24 protein-coding genes are annotated in these 24,561 nt (G+C 55.7%); 10 read left to right on the forward strand and 14 right to left on the reverse strand.

The window, feature by feature from the left end; genetic code table 11:
* Positions 1-84: 84 nt before the first annotated feature.
* Together HEP89_RS21965 and HEP89_RS21970 are read left to right on the forward strand one after the other, a co-directional pair.
* Complete coding sequence (locus HEP89_RS21965; RefSeq protein ID WP_209014792.1) at positions 85-1,167, forward strand: hypothetical protein; 1,083 nt, start codon at positions 85-87, stop codon at positions 1,165-1,167.
* Between the two features lie 120 nt (positions 1,168-1,287).
* Positions 1,288-1,962: a DsbA family oxidoreductase gene (locus tag HEP89_RS21970; RefSeq protein ID WP_152510783.1), complete on the forward strand. Its 675-nt coding sequence runs from the start codon at positions 1,288-1,290 to the stop codon at positions 1,960-1,962.
* A 75-nt stretch (positions 1,963-2,037) separates the two neighbouring features.
* Here the strand turns inward: HEP89_RS21970 and eno are convergent, their stop codons facing one another.
* Complete coding sequence (gene eno, locus HEP89_RS21975; RefSeq protein WP_031268504.1) at positions 2,038-3,312, reverse strand: phosphopyruvate hydratase; 1,275 nt, start codon at positions 3,310-3,312, stop codon at positions 2,038-2,040.
* 141 nt (positions 3,313-3,453) lie between these two features.
* Positions 3,454-4,302 (reverse strand): 3-deoxy-8-phosphooctulonate synthase, encoded by an 849-nt coding sequence (gene kdsA / locus HEP89_RS21980; protein ID WP_077292867.1) that lies wholly within the window; start codon positions 4,300-4,302, stop codon positions 3,454-3,456.
* Between the two features lie 393 nt (positions 4,303-4,695).
* On the opposite strand from kdsA, the gene galU reads away from it, so the two are divergent.
* The 3 genes from galU to HEP89_RS21995 all read left to right on the forward strand — a co-directional run bounded on the left by galU (position 4,696) and on the right by HEP89_RS21995 (position 7,626).
* On the forward strand, positions 4,696-5,589 hold the full coding sequence (galU, locus tag HEP89_RS21985) for a UTP--glucose-1-phosphate uridylyltransferase GalU (RefSeq protein WP_022998652.1): 894 nt from the start codon (positions 4,696-4,698) through the stop codon (positions 5,587-5,589).
* Between the two features lie 112 nt (positions 5,590-5,701).
* A complete protein-coding gene (locus HEP89_RS21990) occupies positions 5,702-7,006 on the forward strand; it encodes a nucleotide sugar dehydrogenase (RefSeq protein ID WP_168693041.1) in 1,305 nt (434 codons plus the stop codon).
* Positions 7,007-7,191: 185 nt separating this feature from the next.
* On the forward strand, positions 7,192-7,626 hold the full coding sequence (locus HEP89_RS21995; protein WP_022998654.1) for a DUF4864 domain-containing protein: 435 nt from the start codon (positions 7,192-7,194) through the stop codon (positions 7,624-7,626).
* Between the two features lie 36 nt (positions 7,627-7,662).
* Here the strand turns inward: HEP89_RS21995 and tgt are convergent, their stop codons facing one another.
* The 5 genes from tgt to coaD form a co-directional block, all read right to left on the reverse strand.
* A complete protein-coding gene (gene tgt / locus HEP89_RS22000) occupies positions 7,663-8,817 on the reverse strand; it encodes a tRNA guanosine(34) transglycosylase Tgt (protein WP_077292869.1) in 1,155 nt (384 codons plus the stop codon).
* Positions 8,818-8,826: 9 nt separating this feature from the next.
* A complete protein-coding gene (gene queA / locus HEP89_RS22005) occupies positions 8,827-9,900 on the reverse strand; it encodes a tRNA preQ1(34) S-adenosylmethionine ribosyltransferase-isomerase QueA (RefSeq protein WP_077292870.1) in 1,074 nt (357 codons plus the stop codon).
* A 193-nt stretch (positions 9,901-10,093) separates the two neighbouring features.
* On the reverse strand, positions 10,094-10,567 hold the full coding sequence (locus HEP89_RS22010) for a peptidylprolyl isomerase (RefSeq protein ID WP_022998657.1): 474 nt from the start codon (positions 10,565-10,567) through the stop codon (positions 10,094-10,096).
* 44 nt (positions 10,568-10,611) lie between these two features.
* Complete coding sequence (locus tag HEP89_RS22015) at positions 10,612-11,151, reverse strand: peptidylprolyl isomerase (RefSeq protein WP_209014793.1); 540 nt, start codon at positions 11,149-11,151, stop codon at positions 10,612-10,614.
* 40 nt (positions 11,152-11,191) lie between these two features.
* On the reverse strand, positions 11,192-11,698 hold the full coding sequence (coaD, locus tag HEP89_RS22020) for a pantetheine-phosphate adenylyltransferase (RefSeq protein ID WP_168686852.1): 507 nt from the start codon (positions 11,696-11,698) through the stop codon (positions 11,192-11,194).
* 165 nt (positions 11,699-11,863) lie between these two features.
* Between coaD and HEP89_RS22025 the strand changes: the two genes are divergently transcribed.
* Positions 11,864-12,280: a hypothetical protein gene (locus HEP89_RS22025; RefSeq protein ID WP_022998660.1), complete on the forward strand. Its 417-nt coding sequence runs from the start codon at positions 11,864-11,866 to the stop codon at positions 12,278-12,280.
* Positions 12,281-12,374: 94 nt separating this feature from the next.
* Here the strand turns inward: HEP89_RS22025 and gyrA are convergent, their stop codons facing one another.
* On the reverse strand, positions 12,375-15,182 hold the full coding sequence (gyrA, locus tag HEP89_RS22030; protein ID WP_168693042.1) for a DNA gyrase subunit A: 2,808 nt from the start codon (positions 15,180-15,182) through the stop codon (positions 12,375-12,377).
* Positions 15,183-15,408: 226 nt separating this feature from the next.
* Between gyrA and HEP89_RS22035 the strand changes: the two genes are divergently transcribed.
* Positions 15,409-16,044 carry a MarC family protein gene (locus HEP89_RS22035; RefSeq protein WP_022998662.1) on the forward strand — a complete coding sequence of 212 codons (636 nt, stop codon included), beginning with the start codon at positions 15,409-15,411 and terminating at the stop codon, positions 16,042-16,044.
* Between the two features lie 12 nt (positions 16,045-16,056).
* Here the strand turns inward: HEP89_RS22035 and HEP89_RS22040 are convergent, their stop codons facing one another.
* Entirely contained in the window at positions 16,057-16,434 is a 378-nt protein-coding gene (locus HEP89_RS22040; protein WP_077292874.1) for a hypothetical protein, read from the reverse strand.
* Positions 16,435-16,562: 128 nt separating this feature from the next.
* Positions 16,563-16,967 (reverse strand): helix-turn-helix domain-containing protein, encoded by a 405-nt coding sequence (locus HEP89_RS22045; protein WP_022998664.1) that lies wholly within the window; start codon positions 16,965-16,967, stop codon positions 16,563-16,565.
* Positions 16,968-17,073: 106 nt separating this feature from the next.
* Between HEP89_RS22045 and HEP89_RS22050 the strand changes: the two genes are divergently transcribed.
* Complete coding sequence (locus HEP89_RS22050) at positions 17,074-18,087, forward strand: zinc-binding alcohol dehydrogenase family protein (RefSeq protein WP_168693043.1); 1,014 nt, start codon at positions 17,074-17,076, stop codon at positions 18,085-18,087.
* An 87-nt stretch (positions 18,088-18,174) separates the two neighbouring features.
* Positions 18,175-18,510 carry a TraR/DksA C4-type zinc finger protein gene (locus tag HEP89_RS22055; RefSeq protein WP_152506561.1) on the forward strand — a complete coding sequence of 112 codons (336 nt, stop codon included), beginning with the start codon at positions 18,175-18,177 and terminating at the stop codon, positions 18,508-18,510.
* Positions 18,511-18,533: 23 nt separating this feature from the next.
* Here HEP89_RS22055 and HEP89_RS22060 read toward each other — a convergent pair whose 3' ends face one another.
* The 3 genes from HEP89_RS22060 to guaA form a co-directional block, all read right to left on the reverse strand.
* Positions 18,534-19,055 (reverse strand): hypothetical protein, encoded by a 522-nt coding sequence (locus tag HEP89_RS22060; protein WP_168693044.1) that lies wholly within the window; start codon positions 19,053-19,055, stop codon positions 18,534-18,536.
* Positions 19,056-19,169: 114 nt separating this feature from the next.
* Entirely contained in the window at positions 19,170-19,892 is a 723-nt protein-coding gene (locus HEP89_RS22065) for a class I SAM-dependent methyltransferase (RefSeq protein ID WP_168693045.1), read from the reverse strand.
* Between the two features lie 293 nt (positions 19,893-20,185).
* Positions 20,186-21,757 (reverse strand): glutamine-hydrolyzing GMP synthase, encoded by a 1,572-nt coding sequence (gene guaA / locus HEP89_RS22070; protein ID WP_062488775.1) that lies wholly within the window; start codon positions 21,755-21,757, stop codon positions 20,186-20,188.
* 267 nt (positions 21,758-22,024) lie between these two features.
* Here guaA and HEP89_RS22075 point away from each other — a divergent pair, with 267 nt between their 5' ends.
* Positions 22,025-23,224 carry a tetratricopeptide repeat protein gene (locus HEP89_RS22075; RefSeq protein ID WP_286201069.1) on the forward strand — a complete coding sequence of 400 codons (1,200 nt, stop codon included), beginning with the start codon at positions 22,025-22,027 and terminating at the stop codon, positions 23,222-23,224.
* A gap of 19 nt (positions 23,225-23,243) precedes the next feature.
* Here HEP89_RS22075 and HEP89_RS22080 read toward each other — a convergent pair whose 3' ends face one another.
* Positions 23,244-24,536, reverse strand: a complete 1,293-nt coding sequence (locus HEP89_RS22080) for an RsmB/NOP family class I SAM-dependent RNA methyltransferase (RefSeq protein WP_168693047.1) — start codon at positions 24,534-24,536, stop codon at positions 23,244-23,246.
* Positions 24,537-24,561 lie beyond the last annotated feature (25 nt).

Consider the following 24,561-nt stretch of genomic DNA (forward strand, 5'->3'; position numbering starts at 1 on the left):
TCGCTTTCCTGGCGCGGCCCGTATTGGTATGCGGGACGTCGGCCAAGGCGGAGCAGCAATGGTGATGCGCCAGAAGATTTAGACGTGTCACTTATCAGCATGTTCGACCGTCGCAGCAAGCTGCCCATGGCGCTGCCTGCAGCGATCGTGGTTGATATCAGCATCCTGGAAGACGACCGGAGAGACGAATTCTTTTCCTGGCTGCTTCCGCAAATCAGACTCCTGGCAAGTGAAGTCCCTTTCTACATCCTCACCGGCAGCGACGATATTCTGCCCCCCGTTCTGCAACCGACTGCAATCATCGACAAGGTCGTTCCCGATGAAGTCCTGCTGATGTTGATATGCATTCATCAGCGCGCATTGCTTCGGTCAGAGGAAGCCCAACTTCGCAGACGAATTTTTGGCAGGATTCCAGGTTTCGGGAGCGCTCCGCATCATTCAGGAACCAGCAGCCTGCTTGTCGTTGGCCTGAGCGGTCGGTTTCTGGAATGGCAGGACGCCAGTGAAGAAAAGGTCGAGGTTGTCGGTGCATTCGACGGCAGCATGGCCGTCGAATTCATGTCCAAGCGCGCATTTGACGCCGTGGTCATTGATGCGCCCTTTGAAGATGCCGTCGACTATATGCAGCAGATCCGCAGGGATGCCCGCTTCGCGGGGTTGCCGGTTCTGGCTGTCTGTGAGCGGGAGGAAGATCTCGTTCAACTGTTCCGAAACGGAGCTTCGGACGTGCTGGTCGGAGAAAACCGCAAGGAAACCCTTGCCCGCCGACTCAACTCCGCCACCCGTTTCGGCAAGAGGCGCCGTCTTGCAGACAGGGTGCTTGCGGAAAGCCACATGTGGTTGCGCCAGCAGATCCATCAGGGCGGGCTTGGCGTTGATGAATATACGAATTATCTCGAAGCCTGCAGCAATGGCCTTGCGGCGCGCGGCCTCGATCTTTGGGAAATGAGGCTTCAGCCTGAAAACTTCGGCATTGCGGTCACTTCCGCTGAAGAACTTGAAGACATCAACACGACCTTGCTGTCCATCGCGGACGCCACGAGCCGGGACGAGGATCTTGTCTGCCTGGTGAAGGACTTCGGGCCGGTTGCCGTCTTGAAGAACGAGGCTGGCACGACAAGGCTGCAGAAGCGGATAAGCTCGATCCTCACACACACTGTTCTGTGAACAGACGCTGGTCTGTATGCGTCTTTTGTCTATTGCCTTAACACTGCCGCGAATTTGGGGTTGGCATATTTGTCAGAGTCTTTAGCCTGACAAAAATATCTCCAACGTTCTGGATGTCCGATGACCCTATCATCCGCCCTTACCGTCGATGTCGTATCCGATGTAATGTGCCCCTGGTGCTTCATTGGAAAAAGACGCCTTGAAGCGGCGTTAAAGTCGGTTCCGCAGCTCGATGTGCTGGTTCGTTGGCACCCCTTTCAGCTTGACGCCACCTTGCCGAAGACTGGCAAGGACAGAAAACAGTATCTGAGCGACAAGTTCGGTGGTCTGGAGCGGGCGGATACGTTCTACAAACAAATCCGTGCAGCGGGACAGGAGGAAGGCATCAACTTTGCCTTCGACGATATTACATTGTCGCCGAATACCCTTGATTGCCACAGACTGATCCTTTGGTCACGTGACGACGATCTTCAGGACGAAGTCGTTGAGCTTTTGTTCAAGGCCTATTTCCTGAATGGAGAAGATCTGACACGCCCCGAGGTTCTTGTGCGAATTGCCGAGGAAGCAGGGATGCAGTCTGATCTGGTGGAGCATCTATTGGGAACCGAAACCGATCTCGACAAGGTCGAGGCCCAGATTGCCAATGCTCAAAAGTCCGGGATCACAGGTGTGCCATGTTTCATTATCGATGGCAGGTTTGTTCTGGCAGGTGCCGAAAAACCGGAAACAATTGCCGCAGCGCTTCTGCATGCCGACGAAACACGGACCGATCCACAAGCGGCAGTTTCCAATTAAAAGCAGCTTGAGTTGCCGAAACAAAAAAGCCCCGCACGAATGCGGGGCTTTTCTGATTTTGATGACCTGAAAAGATCAGCCGCGCAGAATGGAACGGCCTGCATAAACCGCCTGTGCGCCCAGTTCTTCCTCGATACGGATAAGCTGGTTGTACTTTGCGAGCCGGTCGGACCGTGCGAGTGAACCGGTTTTGATCTGGCCGCAGTTGGTGGCAACCGCGAGGTCAGCAATGGTGCTGTCCTCGGTCTCGCCCGAGCGGTGGGACATCACAGCGGTGTAGGCAGCCTTGTGTGCGGTCTCGACGGCGTCCAGCGTTTCGGACAGCGTACCGATCTGGTTGACCTTGATCAGGATCGAGTTGGCAACGCCGAGGTCGATACCCTTGCGCAGACGCTCGGAATTGGTGACGAACAGGTCGTCGCCGACCAGCTGGCACTTGTTGCCGATAAGGTCGGTCGTCGCTTTCCAGCCGTCCCAGTCGTCTTCTGCCAGACCGTCTTCGATCGAGATGATCGGGTAGCGGGAAACGAGATCGGCGAGATATTTTGCCATTTCCTCAGGAGCCAGCGTCTTGCCTTCACCTTCCAGCACATATTTGCCGTCCTTGAAGAACTCCGTCGATGCCGCGTCCAATGCCAGGAAGACATCTTCGCCTGGCTTGTAGCCGGCGGTTTCGATCGCCTTCATGACGAAACCGATAGCTGCGTCTGTCGATTCCAGATTAGGAGCAAAGCCGCCTTCGTCACCAACATTGGTGTTGTGACCGGCTGCGTTCAGTGCCTTTTTCAAGGTGTGGAAAATTTCAGAACCCATGCGCACAGCATCGCCAAGGGACTCAGCGCCAACCGGCATGATCATGAATTCCTGGAAATCGATCGGATTGTCGGCATGCGCGCCGCCATTGATGATGTTCATCATGGGAACCGGAAGCGTGCGCGCAGACGTGCCGCCGACATAGCGGTAGAGCGGCAGACCGGACGCCTGGGCAGCGGCGCGGGCAACCGCGAGCGATACGCCCAGTATGGAGTTGGCGCCAAGACGCGACTTGTTGTGTGTACCGTCGAGATCGATCATGGCCTGGTCGATCTGAAGCTGATCTTCAGCGTCCAGACCGCCAACGGTCTCGAAGATTTCGCCGTTCACGGCATCAACTGCATTCTGGACACCCTTGCCCATGAAGCGGTCACCGCCATCGCGCAGTTCGACAGCTTCGTGTGCACCGGTGGAAGCTCCGGACGGAACGGCTGCCCGGCCGAAGGAGCCGTCCTCCAGGAAAACGTCGACTTCAACGGTCGGGTTACCACGGCTGTCAAAGATCTGACGGCCGATAACATCGATAATGGCGGTCATGGAAAGAACTCCCTTGTCGCATGCACCTGAATTGGCGGTCTGCCGGAGAATATCCGGCCGTTTGGAAGCCGGAGTACCGGCGTTTTTCCGGAGCTCTTGCCCCTCAAAGGAAAGCCGCACACGAGGTGCGGCTGAAATTGACTATTCTGCAGCGGTTGCCGGTGCCTTGACGACGTTGTCCAGTGCCTTCAACTGGGCCAGCAACGCTTCGAGTTGGTCGAGCGGCACCATATTCGGACCATCTGACGGGGCGTTGTCCGGATCAGGGTGCGTTTCGATGAAGAGACCTGCAACACCCACGGCCACTGCAGCACGCGCAAGAACAGGTACCATTGTCCGGTCACCGCCGGTGGAAGCACCCTGCCCGCCCGGTTGCTGCACGGAATGTGTTGCATCAAAAATGACCGGCGCACCGGTCTGTGCCATGATCGGCAGCGAACGCATATCGGTAACAAGCGTGTTGTAGCCGAAGCTGGCGCCGCGTTCGGTCAACATGACATTGGCATTGCCCGAACCGGTCACTTTCCCCAGAACATTTTTCATGTCCCAGGGCGCCAGGAACTGGCCTTTCTTGATGTTGACCACGCGGCCGGTCTTTGCGGCAGCCACAAGCAAGTCCGTCTGGCGGCAGAGGAATGCCGGGATCTGCAGGACATCGACAACTTCCGCAACCGGTGCGCATTGCTCGGGGCTATGCACATCGGTCAAGACCGGCATGCCGAATTTTTCCTTCACTTCGGCAAAGATCGGCATGGCTTCTTCCATGCCAACACCCCGTTTTCCTGCGAGAGATGTCCGGTTGGCCTTATCGTATGAAGTCTTGTAAATGACGCCGATACCGAGACGATCCGTAATTTCCTTGATCGCGGCTGCGCATTCCAGTGCGTGTTCGCGGCTTTCAAGCTGGCACGGGCCGGCAATGAGACTGAAAGGCGCATCATTGCTGAAGGTTACATTGCCAACGGAAACTACGCGGTTTGCCTCGGTCATTTTCCACCTTATGCCATGCGGTTGCCGTTTGAGCGCGGCAACTCGTTCAGGAAACAAGTCCGATCTTGGAACTTGCGGAGTTCCATAGCGTTCTTTTTGCCTGCCCGCAACATCGCTATGGCGGAAAGCGGACAGGTCTTAAATCGATTTAAAAGTGTGTAGTCTCACCCCGACATAAAATGATCACTTTGTCGAAGTTATTGCGTTAGTATTGCAGTGCACAAGCTTGCAACCGGTCATAGACCTGAGGGTCCGGCTAATTGCCACTTGGGCTAACTGCAACGTCGCGCCCGCGGACGATCTGAGTTTAGAACGTGTATTCGACGGCTCATGTGACTATTAGTGGGTAAAAGAAGATTGAGTTCGTATTTGTAGACCATCGGAAGGCCTGACATGAACAAGCCCATTCGCAAAGCGATCCTGCCCGTGGCAGGTCTTGGCACTCGGTTTCTGCCCGCGACCAAGGCAGTACCGAAGGAAATGCTGACGATCGTTGACCGTCCGATCATCCAGTATGTGGTGGATGAAGCACGGGCCGCAGGTATCGAACATATCGTTTTCGTCACCGGGCGAAACAAACAGGTTATCGAAGACCATTTCGATATGGCCTATGAGCTGGAAGATACCCTCAAGGCGAGAAACAAGACTGCTGCTCTGGAACTGCTTGAAAAGCACCGCCCGGTTCCGGGTGCCACTTCCTTCACCCGTCAGCAGGCCCCGCTTGGCCTCGGCCACGCTATCTGGTGCGCACGCGATATTATCGGCAACGAGCCCTTCGCCATTCTGTTGCCGGACGTGATCATCAAGTCTCAGGTCAGCTGTCTCAAGCAGATGGTAGACCTCTATCAAAATACGGGTGGCAACATCATCGCCGTGGAAGAAGTTCCCGAAGACCAGACAGATCAGTACGGCATTGTGGAACTCGACGGAGAACTCGGTGCAAATGCGCACAAGATCTCAAACATGGTCGAAAAGCCTGCCCCCGGTACGGCACCTTCCAATTTGATGATCACCGGCCGCTACATTCTACAGCCGGAAATCTTCGATCTCCTGTCCAACCAGGGCAAAGGTGCAGGTGGCGAGATCCAGTTGACCGACAGCATGCTGGCCTTGATGAAGGAACAGCACTTCGCGTCGCTCAAGTTCGAAGGTCGGAGCTACGACTGCGGTAACAAGGCCGGCTTCCTGAGCGCCAATATCGCATTCGGCATGGACGATCCGAAACTTGCTCGGGAACTGGTTCCGTTCATGGAAGAGATCATTCGCAAACCCCTGGCCGCCGAATAATTTGCGATCGTTTTCACTGCGGACTTGAAAAGGTTCGCCAGAAGCCTTTAGGAGTGGGCCGGGTCTTGCGCAAGACCCGGCCCTTTCCGTTTGCTCCAATCCCGGATGCCTCATGCACGACAATTCCATTCACTCCACCAAGATCGCGGTTATCGGTCTGGGTTATGTCGGTCTGCCCGTGGCGGTGGCCTTCGCTGCGAAGGGTTTTGACGTTCTCGGGTTCGATATCAACGAAAACCGGTTGAACGAGTTGCGCAGCGGTCAGGACAGCACGTCGTCTGTCGATGACGCAGATTTGCAGCAGGAAACGCTGGTATTTTCCAACAACGAAAAGGATCTGAGCGATAGGGATGTCTTGATCGTGGCCGTGCCGACACCTGTCGATCACGCCAAACGACCTGACCTTTCGCCTTTCAGAAACGCAGCAGCAACCGTCGGTCGCAATCTGAAACCAGGGGCCATCGTTGTCTTTGAATCTACCGTGTATCCGGGGGCAACCGAAGAGATCGCAGTTCCCGTCCTCGAGACGGAATCGGGGCTGCTCTTCAACAGGGATTTTGCCGTCGGTTATTCGCCAGAGCGCATAAATCCCGGCGATACCGAGCGAGGCTTTGCGGACATCACCAAAATCGTTTCGGGTTCCAGCCCGGAAACAGCCGAAACGCTCAATACGCTCTATGGAGCGGTTGTCACGGCTGGTATTCACCTTGCTCCGTCGATCCGCGTAGCGGAAGCGGCGAAGGTGATTGAGAACACACAACGCGATCTCAATATTGCTCTCATGAACGAACTGGCGATGCTATTCCACCAGATGGGCATCGATACCCGGGACGTGTTGAAGGGGTCTTCGACCAAATGGAACTTCCTGCCGTTCCAGCCGGGACTGGTCGGGGGGCACTGCATCGGTGTCGATCCCTATTACCTGACCCACAAGGCACACGAGATCGGCATGACACCTCAGGTTATTCTGGCAGGTCGCGGTACCAACGAGGCAATGCCGGCGTTTATTGCAGGCAAGATCATCCAGGAAAGCGTAAAGCTTGGCATGCCCATGCCTCCGAAAGTTGTCGTTCTCGGCATCACCTACAAGGCGAATGTGCCTGATACCCGTAATTCCAAGGTCGTTGATCTCATCAGGGAGCTGGAAAAGTTTGGGGCGCGTGTTCAGGTCTGTGATCCACTTGCACATCCCGATGAGGTTGCGGCCGAATATGGAATCACCCTCACCCGGCAAGAGGACCTTGATGCTGCGGATGTTGCCGTGCTTGCGGTCCCCCATCGGCATTTTTTCCAAGATGGAAGCGGTTGGCAGGTCCTGAAAGACGTCCTGAAAGATCAACGCGGCCTGGTCGCTGATATACCGGCGCTTTTGGATCGCTCCACTTGTCCGGAGGGAATCCAGCTCTGGCGCCTTTGATTTTACAGGACTATTTCACGGTTTTGTTGTGCCGCGGTACGCGTGACGAGAATTCGCAGTTCAAGGACTGCTGAAAAACGGATCAAACTGCCGGGAATTGCCGCAAGGGTTTGCTCGTATTTTAGCAATCTGAAAAGGGTTTCGAGCCGTATACTATTCGGGTTTCAGGAAAGGAGACACCGAACATGGCTCATGCTCGTTTCTGGAAGATGGTGGCGGTGGCCGGCGTCAGCGCGTTGCTGGCTACAGGGTCTGTCCGCGCCGAAGAAGGCCTCGATAGCAGCGCCTTTCACAAGATCATCAAAAATCAGATGAGTGCGTTTGCGACGGGTAATGCCCAGGCTGCCTTCTCGTTCGCAACCAGTTCCTTGCAACAGCGGTTTCAAACACCAGAGTTCTTCATGGAAATGGTGCGGCAAGGCTACCAGCCAGTTTACAAGCCTCAAAGCGTGACGTTCGGCCGGTCAAAAATGACCAAGCTCGGGCCAACGCAAGAGGTCTATGTAACCGGTCCAAATGGTCAAAACTGGTTAGCTCTCTACAGTTTCGAGCAACAGGATGACGGCAGTTGGAAGATTTCCGGGTGCTATCTGACCAAAGCGGATGGATTTTCCGCCTAGTCAGTTTCAGCCTGAACCTGGATTGAGTGTGCCGGGTTACAGCGCGGCAATATCGCCGCGCGCCCAGTCTTCCTTGGTCTTTGCGTAGAAGTCTTCGAAAGACCCGGCGTCAATCGCGTCGCGCATGCCCTGCATCAGGTACTGATAGTAGGCGATGTTGTTCCAGGTGAGCAGCATGCCGGCCAGTCCTTCGCCAGCTCGCACCAGATGGTGCAGATAGGCTCTGCTGTAGACGCTAGACGCGGGACAGGTGCTCGCCTCGTCCAGCGGGCGTGGGTCGTCCTGGTGACGGGCATTCTTGAGGTTGACCTTGCCATAGCGCGTATAGGCGAGACCGTGACGTCCTGCGCGGGTCGGCATCACGCAATCGAACTGATCAATCCCGCGCTTCACGCTTTCCAGAAGATCGTCCGGTGTCCCAACGCCCATCAGGTAACGTGGCTTGTCCACCGGCATAACTGGCGTCGTGATGTCGAGCATGCTCAGCATGACGTTCTGAGGTTCACCAACGGCCAGACCGCCAACCGAATAGCCTTCAAACGGCATTTTGCCGAGTTCTTCTGCCGAGCGAATACGAAGGTCGGGTTGATCGCCACCCTGAACGATACCGTAAAGCCCCTGTCCTTTCCCTGGTCCACCCATGACTTCGAACTGGTTGCGAGAGCGTTCTGCCCATCTGAGAGACAGCTCCATAGCTCTTTGGACTTCTTCACGGGGGCTCGGCAACTTGATGCACTCGTCCAGCTGCATCTGTATATCTGACCCGAGGAGACCCTGTATCTCGACTGAACGTTCCGGTGTGAGATGGTACTTCTGACCGTCAATGTGGCTTTGGAAACGCACACCATCTTCATCCAGCTTCCGCAACTGAGCCAGCGACATCACCTGGAACCCGCCACTGTCGGTCAGGATCGTGTGAGGCCAGTTCATGAAGGTGTGCAGTCCGCCAAGTCTGGCGACCCGTTCAGCAGTCGGGCGAAGCATCAGGTGATAGGTATTGCCGAGAACCACGTCTGCACCGGTTTCACGCACCTGCTCCGGGTACATCGCCTTCACAGTTGCCTGAGTGCCAACCGGCATGAAAGCGGGAGTGCGCACGACACCGTGGGGCGTCGTGATTTCGCCGCGCCGCGCCGCGCCGTCCGTGGTGATCAGCTTGAAGCTGAAGGTCTTGCCGGTTTTTTCGGTCATGATTGGTCCTCAGACAGCGCCTTCCTGCGGTAAAAGCAAGGAAGCGTCGCCATAGCTGTAAAAACGGTATTCCTGAGAAATAGCGTGTGCATAGGCACGCCGCATCGTGTCCAGACCCGAAAGAGCCGACACCAGCATGAACAATGTAGAACGCGGTAGATGGAAGTTGGTCATCAACGCGTCGATCGCCTTGAAGCGATAGCCGGGCGTGATGAAGATCGAGGTTTCACCCGCAAAGGCGGCTATGGCGCCACTTGCCTGGGCGGAGCTTTCAAGGATCCGCAGGGATGTCGTGCCGACGCTGACAACCTTGTTTCCCCTTGCCTTGACGGCCAGAAGTGCGGCAGCGGTCTCTTCGGAGATTTCGCCCCATTCTGCGTGCATCTTGTGATCTGCGGTGTCTTCCGCCTTTACCGGCAGAAAGGTGCCGGCTCCGACATGCAGTGTTACGCGGTGCTGTTCGATACCGCGCTCGCTCAATGCCTTCAGCAGTTCAGGCGTAAAATGAAGACCCGCAGTCGGTGCGGCAACGGCACCGTCCTTTTCGGCAAATATCGTCTGATAGTCCTTGCGATCCTGGTCGTCTTCGCCACGCTTTTGCGCAATATACGGTGGCAAGGGTATGTGTCCAACGGATGCGATTGCAATGTCGAGATCAGGTCCGGACCGGTCGAAAGTCAGCAGTACTTCACCGCTGTCGCCCTTTTCGGTCACTTCCGCCGTTAGCCGTGTACCGAACCCTTCGAAAAGGACAGTATCGCCAACCTGCAACTTCTTTGCCGGCCGGACGAAGGCCTTCCAGCGGTCCGGCCCGGTGCGCATGTGCAGCGTCGCCCCGATGCCCGCGGTAATGTCTCCTCGCAGACGTGTTCCTTCAAGCTGTGCGGGTATCACCTTGGTATCGTTGAAGACCAGCGCATCACCGGGCTCCAGCAACAGCGGCAATTCGCGAACACCCGTGTCGGACAGTTCAGGTTCAGCACCTGGTTTAACGACAAGCATGCGAGCGGAATCACGTGGCCGAGCCGGGCGCAAGGCGATCCGCTCGTTGGGAAGAACAAAGTCGAATTGGTCGACGCGCATGGTGATTTGCTACTGACGGATCTCTGGGAGGTTTCGGGGTGCGGCGCCATTCCATCCAGAGCGGCAACCGGACTTTCAGTCAGCGGCTCTTACTGGTGACGGCGGAGCAGGTCAACCGTCTGAGGGTACATCCAAAACAAAACAGCGCGGATGAATGATCCGCGCTGCATCGTTAAAGCCACTTTCAGGTGGTTCAGGCCGCGTCGGCCGCCACTTTCAAGGAGACGATATTGTCCGGATTGGAAACCGGTTCGCCACGCTTGATCTTGTCGACATTGTCCATGCCTTCGATCACTTCACCCCAGACGGTATACTGACCGTCAAGCCAGGGTGCATCGGTAAAGCAGATAAAGAACTGGCTGTCACCGGAGTTCGGGTCCATTGCGCGAGCCATGGAGCAGGTGCCGCGCACGTGCTTCTCATTGCTGAATTCCGCTTTCAATTTCTTGCCGGAACCACCAGTGCCAGTCCCCTGCGGGCAGCCGGTCTGTGCCATGAAGCCGTCGATTACGCGGTGAAACACGATGCCGTCGTAAAAACCTTCGCGGACCAGTTCCTTGATGCGTGCGACATGCGTCGGCGCGAGGTCCGGCTTCAGTTCGATAACAACCGGTCCCTGGCTGGTTTCCATGAGAAGGGTGTTTTCGGCGTCTTTGATTTCAGCCATCGAGTATCTCCTTGGGTATTTTCGAAATTGTAGTCGCGTGAACGTTATTGTGCGTCCGAGGCGACCTGCATCTTGATGATCTTGTCCGGATTTGCCGGCGGTTCGCCGCGGGTGATGTTGTCGACGAATTCCATACCATCGACGACTTCACCGAATACGGTGTACTGGCCATTCAGCCAGTCGCCATCGCCGAACATGATGAAAAACTGGGAATTGGCGCTGTCCGGGCTAGCGGAACGTGCCATGCCGAGCGTGCCACGCTTGAACGGTGCGTTGGAAAACTCAGCCTTCAGGTTAGGTTCGCTGGAACGGCCCGTGCCGGTGCCCGTCGGGTCACCGGTCTGGGCCATGAAGCCGTCGATGACGCGATGGAAGACGATCCCGTCGTAAAACCCTTCGCGGGAAAGCTTCTTGATCCGCTCAGCGTGAGCCGGAGCAAGGTCCGGACGAAGCTGTATGACGACGCGTCCGTCCTTCAAATCGAGATAAATTGTGTTTTCCGGATCGGTGCCTTGGGCACTGGCGGCCGAAGGCAGGATCAGAAGTGAAGCCAGAACGGCAAAAATTGCAAAAAAGCGCGACACTGGAGACTCCTAAGGTTCAGGTCTAGAGCTTGGCTTTGAATTACGCGCCGGGTTTCGCGCGCGATCTCAATGGTTCGGCAACCGGTTCCGGCACAAAAGCGGAGATTTCTCCGCCCATCTTCGCGATTTGACGTACCAAGGTGGCCGTGATGTGGCGCACGTTCGGAGAAGCCGGAAGAAATACCGTACGAATGTCCGGTTCCAGCGTGCCGTTCATGCCCGCCATCTGCATCTCGTAGTCAAGATCCGTGCCGTCCCGCAGACCGCGAACCAGGTAAGCGGCGTTTTGCTGGCGTGCCGTTTCGATGACCAGATTGTCGAAGGCGATGACATCAATCCGTTCAGCTTCCTGCGGAGTGAATTCCGAACGAGCCGAAGCATGGATCAATTCGACCCGTTCCTCGAAGGAAAACAGGGGAGACTTGCCGGGGTGAATGCCGATGGCAACCACCACCTTGTCCGCCAGCGCAAGCGACTGACGCAATATATCCATGTGGCCATTGGTGACGGGATCGAAGGATCCAGGATAAAGCGCAATACGATTCATGGCACCTTCCTTACTCTGCCTGCACCGGCCTAACAAGTAGAACGCAGGCATGAACGCGTCTTTTGCCAGTAACTGACATTGTGTGACGACCGTCACAACTCTCTTTGCAAACCTAGGTCAAAGTGGCTCCATCGAAATCAATTGGCGTGAGCAGGAGCCAGCATCATGAGGAGCACTACTACAATCGACCGGACCGCAACGGCTATCGCGGTACGTCCTTTCGCCTTTCAGGCAAAGGCAATCGATCCGGCCGGACAATTCAAGATGGCCGCTATTTTCGTTCTGGCGTTGTTGACGATGATTGCCGCAGGCATGATGAGCATGCACCCGAGCAAAGCGTCGCAGGCAGAAGGTCTGACCAGCCTGGCAACGCAGGGACTTGCTTCCACCAAGTCCGACCGCGCTGTGCAAATTCCGGCATCAAAAGCATGTGAAACACAAGCTTGGGGCGCCTGGAGCGAAGACTGTGCAGCGGCACTGACCGGTGCGAACCGTGTACGCAACGTGTCCTTTGTCACCGTCGAGAAAACGGCACCCACCGTAAATGAAACAATTCTGGCCCGTTACCCCGTGGCCAACTGAGCTTCGTCTCAAACCTCCCTCCCCGTAACGGCAAACAGCGGCTCAGGTTCCACCCTGGCCGCTGTTGTCGTTTTCAGGTCTAGCCAATCAGAGATCAGGCTTCCGGAGGCGTTTCATCTCCTTCGGCGGAATCGTTCCCGGCGTCATTCTCACCCGGTTCAGCTGAACCCTCAGCTTCTCCTTCCAGGGCGTCTTCGAGGACGTCGTCTTCATCGACTTCGGAGATCCCTTCGACCGCAACGACTTTTTCGTCGGCTGCCGTCTTGAAGACGATCACGCCCTGAGTCGCACGCCCGGCGATGCGGATACCGTCCACCGGACAGCGGATCAACTGGCCACCATCCGTCACCAGCATGATCTGGTGGCTGTCCTCGACAGGGAAAGACGAGATCAGGCCGCCATTCCGGCTGTTGACAGCCATGGCCGTGATGCCTTTGCCGCCTCGGCCGGTGACCCGGTACTCGAAGGAGGACGTCCGCTTGCCGTAGCCGTTTTCAGAGATGGTCAGGATGATCTGCTCGGCTGCACTCATCTGAGCGTAACGTTCCTGAGGCAGATCGCCGGCAACTACGCCCTCTTCATCTGCACCATTACCGTTCTCATCTGCTTCTCCACGCATCGCACGGGAAAGCTTCAGGTAAGCGGCGCGCTCTTCTGCCGTCACATCGATGTGGTGCAGGATCTGCATGGAGATCACACGATCCTCATCGGCCAGACGAATTCCGCGTACCCCGACAGAATTACGACCAGCGAAGACACGAACATCCGTTACGGGGAAGCGGATACACTGACCGAAGTTGGTCGTCAGCATAACATCGTCATGTTCAGAACAGGTGTCGACGCCGACAATCCCGTCACCGTCTTCCAGCTTCATGGCAATCTTGCCGTTCCGGTTGATGTTGACGAAATCGGACAGTTTGTTGCGCCGGATGGTGCCACGAATGGTCGCGAACATCACATCCAGGTTTGCCCAGCTGTCCTCGTCTTCCGGCAATGGCAGGATCGAGGTGATCTGTTCGCCCTGTTCGAGAGGTAGCAGGTTGATCAATGCCTTTCCGCGCGAGGTCGGTCCGCCGAGTGGAAGACGCCACACCTTCATCTTGTAACAGATGCCTCGCGAGGAGAAGAACAGAACCGGCGTGTGGGTATTGGCGACGAACAGCCTGGTGACGAAATCCTCGTCCTTGGTTGCCATGCCGGACCGGCCCTTGCCTCCGCGTCTTTGTGCACGGTAGGTCGCCAGCGGCACGCGCTTGATGTAGCCACCGTGAGACACGGTCACGACCATGTCTTCGCGCTGGATCAGGTCTTCTTCGTCGAAATCTGCCCCGCCTTCGATGATTTCGGTTCGGCGCGGAGTTGCAAATTCTTCCTTGATCTCAAGCATTTCGTTGCGAACGATCTCCTGGATCCTGGCCCGGGAGCGCAAGATGTTGAGATAGTCGGAAATTTCCGCACCGATCTTGTTGAGTTCTTCCTCGATTTCATCGCGGCCCATCGCCGTCAGGCGCTGCAGACGCAGATCGAGAATGGCTCGTGCCTGTTCTTCTGACAGTTTGTAGGTGCCGTCGTCCTGCACCATGTGGCGCGGATCGTCGATCAGAAGAATGAGCGATTCAACATCCTTTGCCGGCCAGTTGCGCTCCATCAGCTGTGCTCTCGCCGTTGCCGGGTCCGGAGCGCTGCGGATGAGCTTGATGACTTCATCGATGTTGGCAACAGCGATGCCCAGGCCCACCAAGATGTGGGCACGGTCACGGGCTTTCTTCAGCAGGTAGCGGGTGCGTCGCTGGATCACCTCCTCGCGGAAGGAGACGAAGGCGCGCAGCATGTCGGAGAGGTTCATCTGCTCCGGCTTGCCGCCGTTCAGAGCAACGATGTTGGCGCCGAACGATGTCTGCAACTGACTGAAACGATAGAGCTGGTTCAGGATCACGTCCGGAACCGCATCGCGCTTCAGCTCGATCACGACCCGCATGCCCGAGCGGTCGCTCTCGTCACGGATGTCCGAGATGCCCTCGATACGCTTGTCGCGCACCAGTTCGGCAATCTTCTCGATCATCGTCGATTTGTTGACCTGATACGGGATTTCCGTGACGATCAGTGCCGTCCGGTCCTTGCGTACTTCTTCGACGTCGACTTTCGCCCGCATGACGATCGAACCGCGGGCCGTTTCATAGGCACTACGGATACCCGACCGACCGAGGATCATGCCACCCGTTGGGAAATCCGGGCCTGGAACGATCTGCATCAGTTCTTCGAGTGACATCGCCGGATTTTCCATCACGGCAATGGCGGCATCGATCACTTCGCCCAGGTTGTGCGGCGGAATGTTGGTTGCCATGCCGACTGCGATACCGCCGGCACCGTTGACGAGGAGGTTCGGGAACTTGGCAGGAAGGACGACGGGCTCACTCTCGGAGTTATCGTAGTTTTCCTGAAAGTCGACCGTCTCCTTGTCGATATCGTCCAGCAGTTTGTGGGCGACCTTTTCAAGACGGCACTCAGTGTAGCGCATGGCCGCGGCTGGATCGCCGTCGATGGAGCCGAAGTTACCTTGCCCGTCAATCAACGGCAGTCGCAGCGAGAAATTCTGCGCCATGCGCACCAGCGCATCGTAAATCGCGCTGTCGCCATGCGGGTGATACTTACCCATGACGTCACCGACCACGCGGGCCGACTTGCGATAGGGCTTGTTCCACTCGTAGCCGTTTTCGTGCATCGAGTAGAGAATGCGCCGGTGAACCGGTTTGAGGCCGTCGCGGACGTCAGGCAGCGCACGCGACACGATCACGCTCATCGCGTAATCGAGATAGCTGCGCTTCATTTCATCGACGATGGAGACCGGTTTGATATCGGACGGGAGACCGTCAGTGGGCGTGCTATTGTCCTGGTCAGCCAAGGAAGACACTCATTTCATTGTTATTGCTTGCTCTTTTATATCCGATTCAAGACGCCGCTCCAAATTCTCGGCGCTTTTCCACCTAAGTAATAGAGGTTTAATTTCAATGTCTTACGAGGAGTATACACAGGGGGCAAAAATCATTTGGCTTGAGAACATGCCACCACATCGCAAAGCTCTATAGTAAGGCGACAAAAGCGCCTTAAAAACCGGTCCGGGAATCGCCATGCTCGACTACTACATCAACGCCTTCGCGACCCTATTTGTCACCATTGATCCGGTCGGCCTGGCCCCGATGTTTCTTGCAATCACGGCTGGAATGAGCAAGCACGACAGGCGCAAGGTCGCCATTCGGGCAACCATTACGGCGGCGGCCATACTCCTTGTTTTTTACGCGTCCGGACAGACGGTGCTGAATGTACTCGGCATCTCCGTTTCCGCTTTCAGGGTCGCCGGAGGCATCCTGTTGTTCCTGATCGCGATCGAGATGATTTTTGGCAAGCGCCAGGCGCGTAAAACCGAAACCGCCGAAAAGGCGATGGAATCGGAAGCGCATCATGGAACGATCAATGAACTCGCCATCTTTCCTTTGGCGATACCGCTTATTTCGGGACCTGCGGCAATCTCCGCGATCATCCTGTTGTCCAGTCAGGCTCCGGATACCCTCGCCTATGCAGGCCTCGGCGGCGTCATCGCGATCATCCTGCTGAGTTGCATGGGTGCCTTTCTCTTGGCTGACAAGATTGAACGGCTCCTGGGAGAAACCGCACAGCTGGTTATCACCCGTCTTCTCGGCGTGCTGTTGGCAGCTCTATCCGTACAATTCGTTGCGGACGGCATTTTGGCCTTTATCCGCACCTGACTGAGGCAACGCTTAACGGTCCAGGTTCAACTTGTATTCTTGTGGCGAAACACCGTGCACCGTGTCTCGTGCCCGGATGATGACCTGTGACACGCCCTCTGGGATCGTGATGCCCGATTGGGATCGCGTGAAGGGTTGCTCGTCGACATGGGGGTGAAGGAGCACTCTCTCGCCTAACAATTCTCCGTCTGGCGTAAAGACCTGCCAGAGGTCGGCGTAGTGGTCCCAACCCGTATCGTCATGCCTGAGAGTTACTGCGAAGGTCCATGTGCCTGCAGATCCGGTTGCTTTTGCCGAGACAATCTCGACCTCACCTGCCCGTGCTGAGCAGGCTCCGAACACTGAGGACAGGAGCAACACCGCAAGCGCTGTCGAACATCTTAGGTTCATGACGCATTTCTCCCTTGGATTTCGCGGGAGCATCCTCGCAACGGGCCGCGGATTGACAAAGTCACGAATGCGTCAGGAGGCTCAATGGTTTGCGAGCGACAAACGAAACTCATCTGCCTGGAAAAACGTCAGCCTGCCTGCTGAAGGTGGCTGTCCCGTTTAAACCCTTTTGGCCAGAGCGTCTTGTTTTCGTTCCCCCAGCGTGCAAGGGCCTTCACCACCGGCTCCAGCGACACGCCAAGGTCGGTCAGTTGATATTCAACCTTCGGCGGAACAACAGGATAGACGGTCCTCACGATCAACCCGTCAGCCTCCATACTACGGAGTTGAGCGGTCAAGATCCGTTGTGTGATGTCCGGAAGCGCTTTCTGGAACTCGTTGAAGCGCATGACTTCTTTTTCCATCAACAGGAACAGAATGACGCCTTTCCACTTGCCGTCGATCAAACTGAGCGCTGCTTCGACAGCACAGCCCGGATGGCAGCCATAAACGTCCTTGACCAGTTTGGGTCCTGATTTCCTAACGGTATCCATTTTGTGCCTAAGGTTCTTTTTTGTGAGTTACGGCTAGAATTGTGCATTCTTGCGCCAAACAATTTTATGATCAATTTGATTGGTACGCAAATCAGGAGAACACAGCATGCGTGCCATCGGATTTTTTGAACCACTTCCTATTGATGACCCAAAGTCGTTGACTGATCTCGACCTACCAAGGCCGGCGCCTTCCGGAAAGGATCTTCTCGTTGAGGTCAAGGCTGTTGCGGTCAACCCAGTCGACACCAAGGTGCGGCAATCCCGAACTTCGCAAAACGGCGCGCCAGTCGTCCTTGGATACGACGCGGCCGGGATCGTCGCCGAAGTGGGTCCTGACGTTACCAGCTACAAGGTGGGCGATGAGGTCTATTATGCCGGCGACATCACCAGGGACGGAACCAACTCGGAGTACCATCTCATTGATGAACGCATTGTAGGCCGCAAACCCACGAGCCTGAGTTTTGCCGAGGCAGCAGCCATGCCCTTGACGGCGATCACCGCCTGGGAAGCCCTGTTCGACCGGCTGAAGGTGAATGACCCGGTTCCAGCTGGTTCGAACACTCTCCTGATCATTGGCGGTTCGGGAGGCGTCGGTTCCATTGCGGTTCAACTTGCCCGCCAATTGACGAACATGACGATTATCGCAACTGCTTCAAGACCGGAGAGCCGTTCCTGGGTGAGTGAGCTTGGTGCGCATCATGTTCTCGATCATTCAAAACCGATGGCGCCTCAGATCGAAGCTCTGGGACTGGACGCCCCCGGCTATGTTTTCTCGACAACGCACACAGAGCAACACGTAAACGATATTGCAGAATTGATCGTGCCACAGGGCCGTTTTCTGCTCATCGACGATCCCGACAACGTCAGCATTGGGCCCTTCAAACTGAAGGCGATATCGATCCACTGGGAGATGATGTTTACCCGTTCCATGTACCAGACGACCGATATGGATGAGCAACGCAAGCTGTTGAACAACGTCGCTGACCTTGTTGATGCAGGCAAGCTCAAGACCACATTGACGGAAGTGATTGAACCCATCAATGCAGATAATCTGCGCGTCGCGCATCAGAAGATTGAAAGCAATAAAACCATTGGGAAGATCGTTCTTGCCGGGTTTTAGGATCAAGTGATGCCGTTTAACAGGTGACACTTAGCTCCTCTTGCACATTCAGGCCGCTATCTTCATGCTTTCGCTGGAGGCTTGGAGATGGCGGAACACAACGTTGAAGACATTCGGATCAAGCTCTTGTCGCTCAAGTCCGAACTTGAAACATTGAGCGAATTGTCCGGGGAAGCCCGTGCCACGGTGGAGCTAGATCAGCAATCAGTCGGTCGATTGTCGCGTATGGACGCGCTTCAAGGACAAGCGATGGCACAGGCATCCGAACGGCAGCGCCGGGCGACAATCCAGAAAATCGACGCGGCCTTATCAAGGTTGGAAGCTGGCGAATACGGTGACTGCGTGGAGTGCGGTGAAGAGATTTCCGTAAAACGGCTACAGGTAGATCCGGCCGCAGCATTCTGTATCAAATGCGCAAGATAAGGGCACACATTTCGCTCTCAGGCCTATTGCTCGAAATGTCGACGCAAGCCTGTCAGGAAATCCGACACATTTCGTGAAATCTCAACCAGCGGGAACGCCTTCAACCGAGATTCCGTCCAGTCTGACTGCGGAGCAAGCTGCCTCTGCAGTTCGATTAGTGCTTGTCGTTCCCCGATACCAAGCGGAAGTTTTTCAGCCGCTGCCAGGAGCAGCAGTTTCTCATGAATTTGCCGCAGGACGGAAAGCGCCTCTCCCATCCGTTCCGTAAGTCCGGGATCTTCCCGCCATGTGTGCCCGTGAAACACTTCCTGCGTCACACGTTGTCCTGCACCGTGACAATCATAGGTAATGCATCCACTGAATCCGAGACGCGACCTGTCATCGAAGATAGCACAACGTCCGCAGCTATCCAGGTTCGGGCAAACCTCGCCTGCTGCCTTGTCGATACCAAAGGACTCGGATTGGTCAAATGCAAAGACAACACAGCAAAGGGCTGCACAAGAAGCGCAGTCTGGTGTCAGTTCCGGATGCCGCGGTGTATTCATTCACGCTCAAATCTCAACAAGGCGCTGAGCCACCAATTTCGAGAACTCGTTTTGTGATCTTTCGAAAGCCTGTCGGGTATTCAAATCTATAAAGTTGAGCAATCCAGTCTCTTTTCAAGAAGAGACTTCTTCCCCGTCAACTCTGACAGCCATGAAGGACTTGGTCAAAAACAGGAATTTTTCCTGCTTGACGAGCGCATCATTGAAAAGCGCCTTGAACATGGACTTGCTCAGCAGGCGCGCACTTTCGACGATTTCGACGGCCTCATCGGTATTGGCCCCCTTTGCCCAATGCCCCAAGGAAAAGTGAGCAACAAGCCAGACCCTTAAAGGCTTCGGCAGCCAATGGAAAAAGAGCGTCATGCAATGCGGCTCAATGGGAAACCAGAAATTTGGTGTCTGGACAAAATAACCACCGTGAAAATCCCGGATATTTGACGCAAACCGCTTCATTTGCGCCCAGTCACCAACATGCTCGATTACCGAGTTTGAATGGATCAGGTCATAGTCCTGAGGGTCCAGGTAACTCCAGATGTCTTCTGTGGCATTACCTGTCAAAAAATCAAATCTCCCGTCTGCCTCAAAGGCTTGAGATCCCGGTAGATTTAAAAGGGTAATCTGTACGTTGTTGCGATCCAGAAAATCTTTGTCGATGATGTTCCAATATTGAACAGTCCCGCCAATATCTAGTATTTTTACACGGCCCTTCTCAGAAAACTTACTCTCTATCAATTCACAAAAATACTTAATTCTCTTTTTTCTTACTGCTTTGCCGAGACTGAAGCCGTCATTTTCATATCCAGAAATAATTTTAGTTAATTTACTCACTTCAATCATTCCCATCTTTATTCGGCGAAGCAACTGATAGAGCAACAGTTTGTGGACTGTTTATATGAGCGCCTGCAAATATTCAGTTAATCGAAGCAAATTGCAGTTCGCTCACAGCATCGAGGCGCTATAAACAAAAGCAAATGCACGAGCACAAACATTGACCTTTCGCCAATGCATGCAGGCTCGACAATCGTTCGTGCAATCACGTTCCTGCGTTCGCAGAGTTACCTGCGATTTTTCGGTCCGCCCACGTCAAGACCCGCCAAGCGACGTCGGGTCCAAGTGATCCAAAGCCTTGCTTATTCCCACTCAATAGTGCCGGGTGGTTTTGACGTAATGTCATAGGTTACGCGGTTGATGCCCTGCACCTCATTAATGATACGGGTTGCCGTCTCACCCAGGAAATCATGCGTGAAGGGGAAATAATCGGCAGTCATGCCATCGACTGACGTCACGGCTCTCAACGCGCAGGCGTAGTCATATGTGCGGCCATCGCCCATGACACCGACCGTTCGCACTGGAAGGATGGCAACGAAAGCCTGCCAGATATCGTCATAGAGACCGTGCTTACGGATCTGGTCGATATAGACCGCATCAGCCTTTCGAAGAATTTCAAGTTTCTCGCGGGTGATTTCACCCGGACAACGAATGGCAAGTCCAGGTCCCGGGAAGGGGTGGCGGCCGATGAACTTCTCGGGAAGGCCGAGTTCACGGCCAAGCGCCCTCACCTCGTCCTTGAAGAGCTCACGCAGCGGCTCGACCAGCTTCAGTCCCATCTTTTCCGGCAACCCGCCGACATTATGATGCGACTTGATGGTGACCGACGGACCTCCGGAGAAGCTGACGCTCTCAATCACGTCCGGATAGAGCGTACCTTGAGCGAGAAACTCAGCGCCCTCAATCTCATTCGCATGTTTCTGGAAAACGTCGATGAACAGTTTTCCGATGATCTTGCGTTTGGTTTCCGGGTCGGAAACGCCGTCCAGCTCTCCCAGGAACAGTTCGCTCTCATCCGCATGGATCAAGGGAATGTTGTAGTTATCCCTGAACATGGACACCACTTCTTCCGCCTCGTTCAGGCGCAACAAGCCGTGGTCCACGAAGACACATGTGAGCTGATCCCCGATCGCCTCATGGATCAATACAGCAGCAACGGAGCTGTCGACACCACCGGACAGACCACAAATGACCCTCTTGTCACCGACCTGCTCGCGGATGCGCGCAATGGCGTCGTCCTTGTAGGCTCCCATGGTCCAGTCACCGGTGAAGCCGGCAAGTCGGACGAAATTCTCATAGAGCTTCTTGCCGTTCGGCGTGTGGTGCACTTCCGGGTGAAACTGTACGGCGTAGAAGTTTCTCTCCTTGTCCGCGGTAATCGCGTAAGGAGCGTTTGGCGATGTGCCGAAGACCTCAAAGCCTGGTGCGATCCGGCTGACATGGTCGCCATGGCTCATCCAGACCTGTTCTTTCCCGTCGGCAAACCATCCGTCCAGGATCGACAGTTTGTTCTCGACAGGTGTCACGAATGCTCTGCCAAACTCGGCCGTGCCGCCACCGCCGGAAATCTTGCCACCGTCAACCTGTCCGCCCAGCTGTTGCATCATCACCTGTTGGCCGTAACAGATCCCCAGGATCGGAACGCCCATCGTGTAGACACTTTCCGGCGGACGCGGTGAACCGGCTCGCGTAACCGAATCCGGGCCACCTGAGAAAATTACCGCCTTGGGCGAAAACTCGCTCAAAAAGGCGTCGGTAACGTTCTGATATGGATGGATTTCGCAGTAGACATTTAACTCGCGCAGGCGCCGCGCGATGAGCTGCGTGACCTGGGAGCCGAAGTCGATGATAAGAAGGCGCTGATGCTGGGTCATGGCCAGCTTCTAACCGGTCTTTTGAGTAAAATGAACCCGAATTTCACAGCCGATGCTGTCCCGCACAAGATTTTGCCGCCAACTCCTGTTCCGCGGCTTTCTTGTGTCGTAACTTTGGCGGGCAAATGTTTCCGGCGGACAAGCTGTGTACGGCTGAATTTCGCTTTTGACCGGCGCGCGCCTGCTCCTTAGGTTAACCATAAGCCCCCGTGCTTCGTCTCCGGTGAGACAAGCTGCTGGCAGGTGCTTTTAGGAAAACCGACCCAGATGACCGCAGCTGCCCGTAAAGCGTTTGAAGAAGCCGTAGCCCTTGAAAATGCGGGCAATCTTGACAGGGCGCTGGTGTCTTATCTGAAAGCCCAGGAACTGTCGCCGGACGACACGGAAATTGCCTACAGAACGGCATCCGCGTTGCTCCAGACCGGTTATCTGGACGAGGCGCAATCGCAGTTGCGCCGCATCGTGTTTGCCGAACCAGACCACCTGAATGCTCGCGCGAGCCTCGGGAACTGTCAGTTGCTGCTCAGTGACATGGCAAACGCCCGGCAAAATTTTGCTGATGTGCTCGCCCAAGCACCAGACAATCGAAACGCGCTCTATGGTCTTGCGAGTGTTTTGCTGAAAGAAGACAAACCCGAAGAAGCTTCCGTTCCGGCCCGACGCCTGGTCGAGCTATTGCCGGATACGCCAGCTGTCTTGTCTCTTTTCGCAGACACACAGGCGCGTGTTGATCAAAAGGCAGCAGCGATCGCTGCTTATCGGAAAGCGCTGAAGGCCGATCCGGATTACGGTCCTGCACTAATTGGTCTTTCGCAGACATTGCTGCTGCGTAAGCGCTTTGACGAAGTGATCGAACTGACGATCAGGGCAAGTGAGCGAGCGCCGGCAGATCCGCTTCCCCTGGACCTGTTGTCCGATGCACTTGCCGGGAAAGGCGCCCTGGAAGATGCTCGTGAAGCCGCGCTTGCCGCGTTGAAGCTATCTCCGAGATCAATACAGACCCTCGTTCGGCTCAGCAGTATTGCGCGTAAGTTTGGAGATCATGGTGCAGCTCTGAAACACGCCCTGGCCGCGCACGATCTCGACAAATCAGCAAAAGAACCTCTGAATGCACTTGGAGCCGCCCTCGCCGCACTCAAATATTCCAACCAGGCCAGATCGGTCCTGACGGCCATGTCTCGAGGCGACGGTCTGGAGCCGGCCATTCGAGAACTCGTAGAAGGCCTGGTTGTCGCCGAAAGGAAATCACCGGAAGCAGGCCCAGTGAGCTCCCCTGCGACTTCAGCAACGGAAGAACCCTCGTCAGATAATCCCGACGTTGCTGTAAAAATCGCTCAAGAAACAGAAACCAAACAGGAAATTCAACACCAGGAAAGCCTGGAGCCCGTGACTTCGAAGAAGATACTCGCAACAGACGGCGATCAATTGCCGAACGTTCTCGGGCTGCGCCGTCAGGACAGATCCTGACGGCAAAAACTGTTTGAACTCACTGCACCCGCCGGAACAGGGCAATGAAGAAACCGTCCGTTTGGGTCGACCCGGGCGTCAGCAGAATGTCACCACGGTCGGAAACGTATTTCGGGTGCCGTGCATCCGGCAGAGTTGTTTTCCAGATATCCAGCGCTGAAACAGACTGGAACGATGGATTTTGCTCCAGGAACCAGTCCGCCTGGGCCTGGTTTTCCTCACGCAGGACGGAACAGGTCGCGTAGGCAAGACGTCCCCCCGGCTTGACGTATCTGCTCGCGCTTTCCAGTACACGGCGCTGGTCTTCGATGCGATCCTGCAAGGCCTTTTCCGCCAGCTTCCACTTGGAGTCCGGTCGGCGACGCCACACGCCGGTCCCCGTGCAAGGGGCGTCGATGAAAACCAGGTCCATCTGATCGACAAGATCGTCGAGGCTTGAAGTTGCCGGATCCCTCACCTGAATGTTTCGAACACCGGCCCGCTGCAGTCTTTCGTGGATCGGAGCAAGCCTGAGACGGTCGGCGTCATAGGCGTATAGCTGCCCCTTGTTCTGCATGGAGGCAGCCAGAGCCAGTGTCTTGCCACCACCGCCAGCGCAAAAGTCCAGCACCTGTTCGCCAGGTTTGGCTTGTGCTAGATGAGCCGCCAGTTGGCTGGCCTCGTCCTGCAATTCAAACCAACCCTTTCGGTAGCCTTCCTCAGCCTGAACATGCGGCATTCGGCCAAGATCAGGCTTGGCCTCGATGCGCGCACCAACCGGTGACAGCGGTGTTGCCTTTGCCCCGGTATGAGCCAGCCGCTTGAGAACCTTGTCCCGGTCAGATTTGAGTGTGTTGGTTCTCATGTCGACCGGAGCGCGTGTTGCCAGCGCCTGGCCTTCTTCAATGGCACTTTCGCCGAAGACGGTCTCAAAATGCGGCCAAAGCCATTCCGGAATATCTGCCTGTTCAAAAGGCAATGGCGTGCTGTCAGGCTCCTGCGAGAGGCAAGCGATTTCATCAGCTGACAATGCAGCCGGAGCATGATGATCCTGCTCAAGAACGTCGCTTAACGCCTGCAGGCCTTTGCCCCAACCCAGGCAATAGGTCGCAAGAACAACGGCTCTTGCCGAACCGTCTTTCATTCTTGCACCAAGCGAAGCCTTGTTCCGAAGTGCGTCAAACACGAGATTGCCGATGACCGTCCGGTCACCGGAACCTGCAAACCGGTGCGCGGAACCCCAGTCTTTCAGGGCAAGCTGCACAGGCCTGTGCCGCGTTTCCACTTCAGTCAGGACTTCAATTGCCGCCGCCAGGCGTCCGCCATCTTTCATGCTGTTCCTTTGCGGGGCGCCTGTA

Origin of the sequence: Labrenzia sp. 5N (genome assembly GCF_012395805.1) — a bacterium.
In the GTDB taxonomy this organism is placed as follows: domain Bacteria; phylum Pseudomonadota; class Alphaproteobacteria; order Rhizobiales; family Stappiaceae; genus Roseibium; species Roseibium algicola.

What these genes read in the sequence shown, in the direction of transcription:
- HEP89_RS21970 (WP_152510783.1), top strand. Translation starts at nt 1,288, where the DNA reads ATGACCCTATCATCCGCCCTTACCGTCGATGTCGTATCCGATGTAATG.
- eno (WP_031268504.1), bottom strand. Translation starts at nt 3,312, where the DNA reads ATGACCGCCATTATCGATGTTATCGGCCGTCAGATCTTTGACAGCCGT.
- kdsA (WP_077292867.1), bottom strand. Translation starts at nt 4,302, where the DNA reads ATGACCGAGGCAAACCGCGTAGTTTCCGTTGGCAATGTAACCTTCAGC.
- galU (WP_022998652.1), top strand. Translation starts at nt 4,696, where the DNA reads ATGAACAAGCCCATTCGCAAAGCGATCCTGCCCGTGGCAGGTCTTGGC.
- HEP89_RS21990 (WP_168693041.1), top strand. Translation starts at nt 5,702, where the DNA reads ATGCACGACAATTCCATTCACTCCACCAAGATCGCGGTTATCGGTCTG.
- HEP89_RS21995 (WP_022998654.1), top strand. Translation starts at nt 7,192, where the DNA reads ATGGCTCATGCTCGTTTCTGGAAGATGGTGGCGGTGGCCGGCGTCAGC.
- tgt (WP_077292869.1), bottom strand. Translation starts at nt 8,817, where the DNA reads ATGACCGAAAAAACCGGCAAGACCTTCAGCTTCAAGCTGATCACCACG.
- queA (WP_077292870.1), bottom strand. Translation starts at nt 9,900, where the DNA reads ATGCGCGTCGACCAATTCGACTTTGTTCTTCCCAACGAGCGGATCGCC.
- HEP89_RS22010 (WP_022998657.1), bottom strand. Translation starts at nt 10,567, where the DNA reads ATGGCTGAAATCAAAGACGCCGAAAACACCCTTCTCATGGAAACCAGC.
- coaD (WP_168686852.1), bottom strand. Translation starts at nt 11,698, where the DNA reads ATGAATCGTATTGCGCTTTATCCTGGATCCTTCGATCCCGTCACCAAT.
- HEP89_RS22025 (WP_022998660.1), top strand. Translation starts at nt 11,864, where the DNA reads ATGAGGAGCACTACTACAATCGACCGGACCGCAACGGCTATCGCGGTA.
- HEP89_RS22035 (WP_022998662.1), top strand. Translation starts at nt 15,409, where the DNA reads ATGCTCGACTACTACATCAACGCCTTCGCGACCCTATTTGTCACCATT.
- HEP89_RS22040 (WP_077292874.1), bottom strand. Translation starts at nt 16,434, where the DNA reads ATGAACCTAAGATGTTCGACAGCGCTTGCGGTGTTGCTCCTGTCCTCA.
- HEP89_RS22045 (WP_022998664.1), bottom strand. Translation starts at nt 16,967, where the DNA reads ATGGATACCGTTAGGAAATCAGGACCCAAACTGGTCAAGGACGTTTAT.
- HEP89_RS22050 (WP_168693043.1), top strand. Translation starts at nt 17,074, where the DNA reads ATGCGTGCCATCGGATTTTTTGAACCACTTCCTATTGATGACCCAAAG.
- HEP89_RS22055 (WP_152506561.1), top strand. Translation starts at nt 18,175, where the DNA reads ATGGCGGAACACAACGTTGAAGACATTCGGATCAAGCTCTTGTCGCTC.
- HEP89_RS22060 (WP_168693044.1), bottom strand. Translation starts at nt 19,055, where the DNA reads ATGAATACACCGCGGCATCCGGAACTGACACCAGACTGCGCTTCTTGT.
- HEP89_RS22065 (WP_168693045.1), bottom strand. Translation starts at nt 19,892, where the DNA reads ATGATTGAAGTGAGTAAATTAACTAAAATTATTTCTGGATATGAAAAT.
- guaA (WP_062488775.1), bottom strand. Translation starts at nt 21,757, where the DNA reads ATGACCCAGCATCAGCGCCTTCTTATCATCGACTTCGGCTCCCAGGTC.
- HEP89_RS22075 (WP_286201069.1), top strand. Translation starts at nt 22,025, where the DNA reads ATGACCGCAGCTGCCCGTAAAGCGTTTGAAGAAGCCGTAGCCCTTGAA.
- HEP89_RS22080 (WP_168693047.1), bottom strand. Translation starts at nt 24,536, where the DNA reads ATGAAAGATGGCGGACGCCTGGCGGCGGCAATTGAAGTCCTGACTGAA.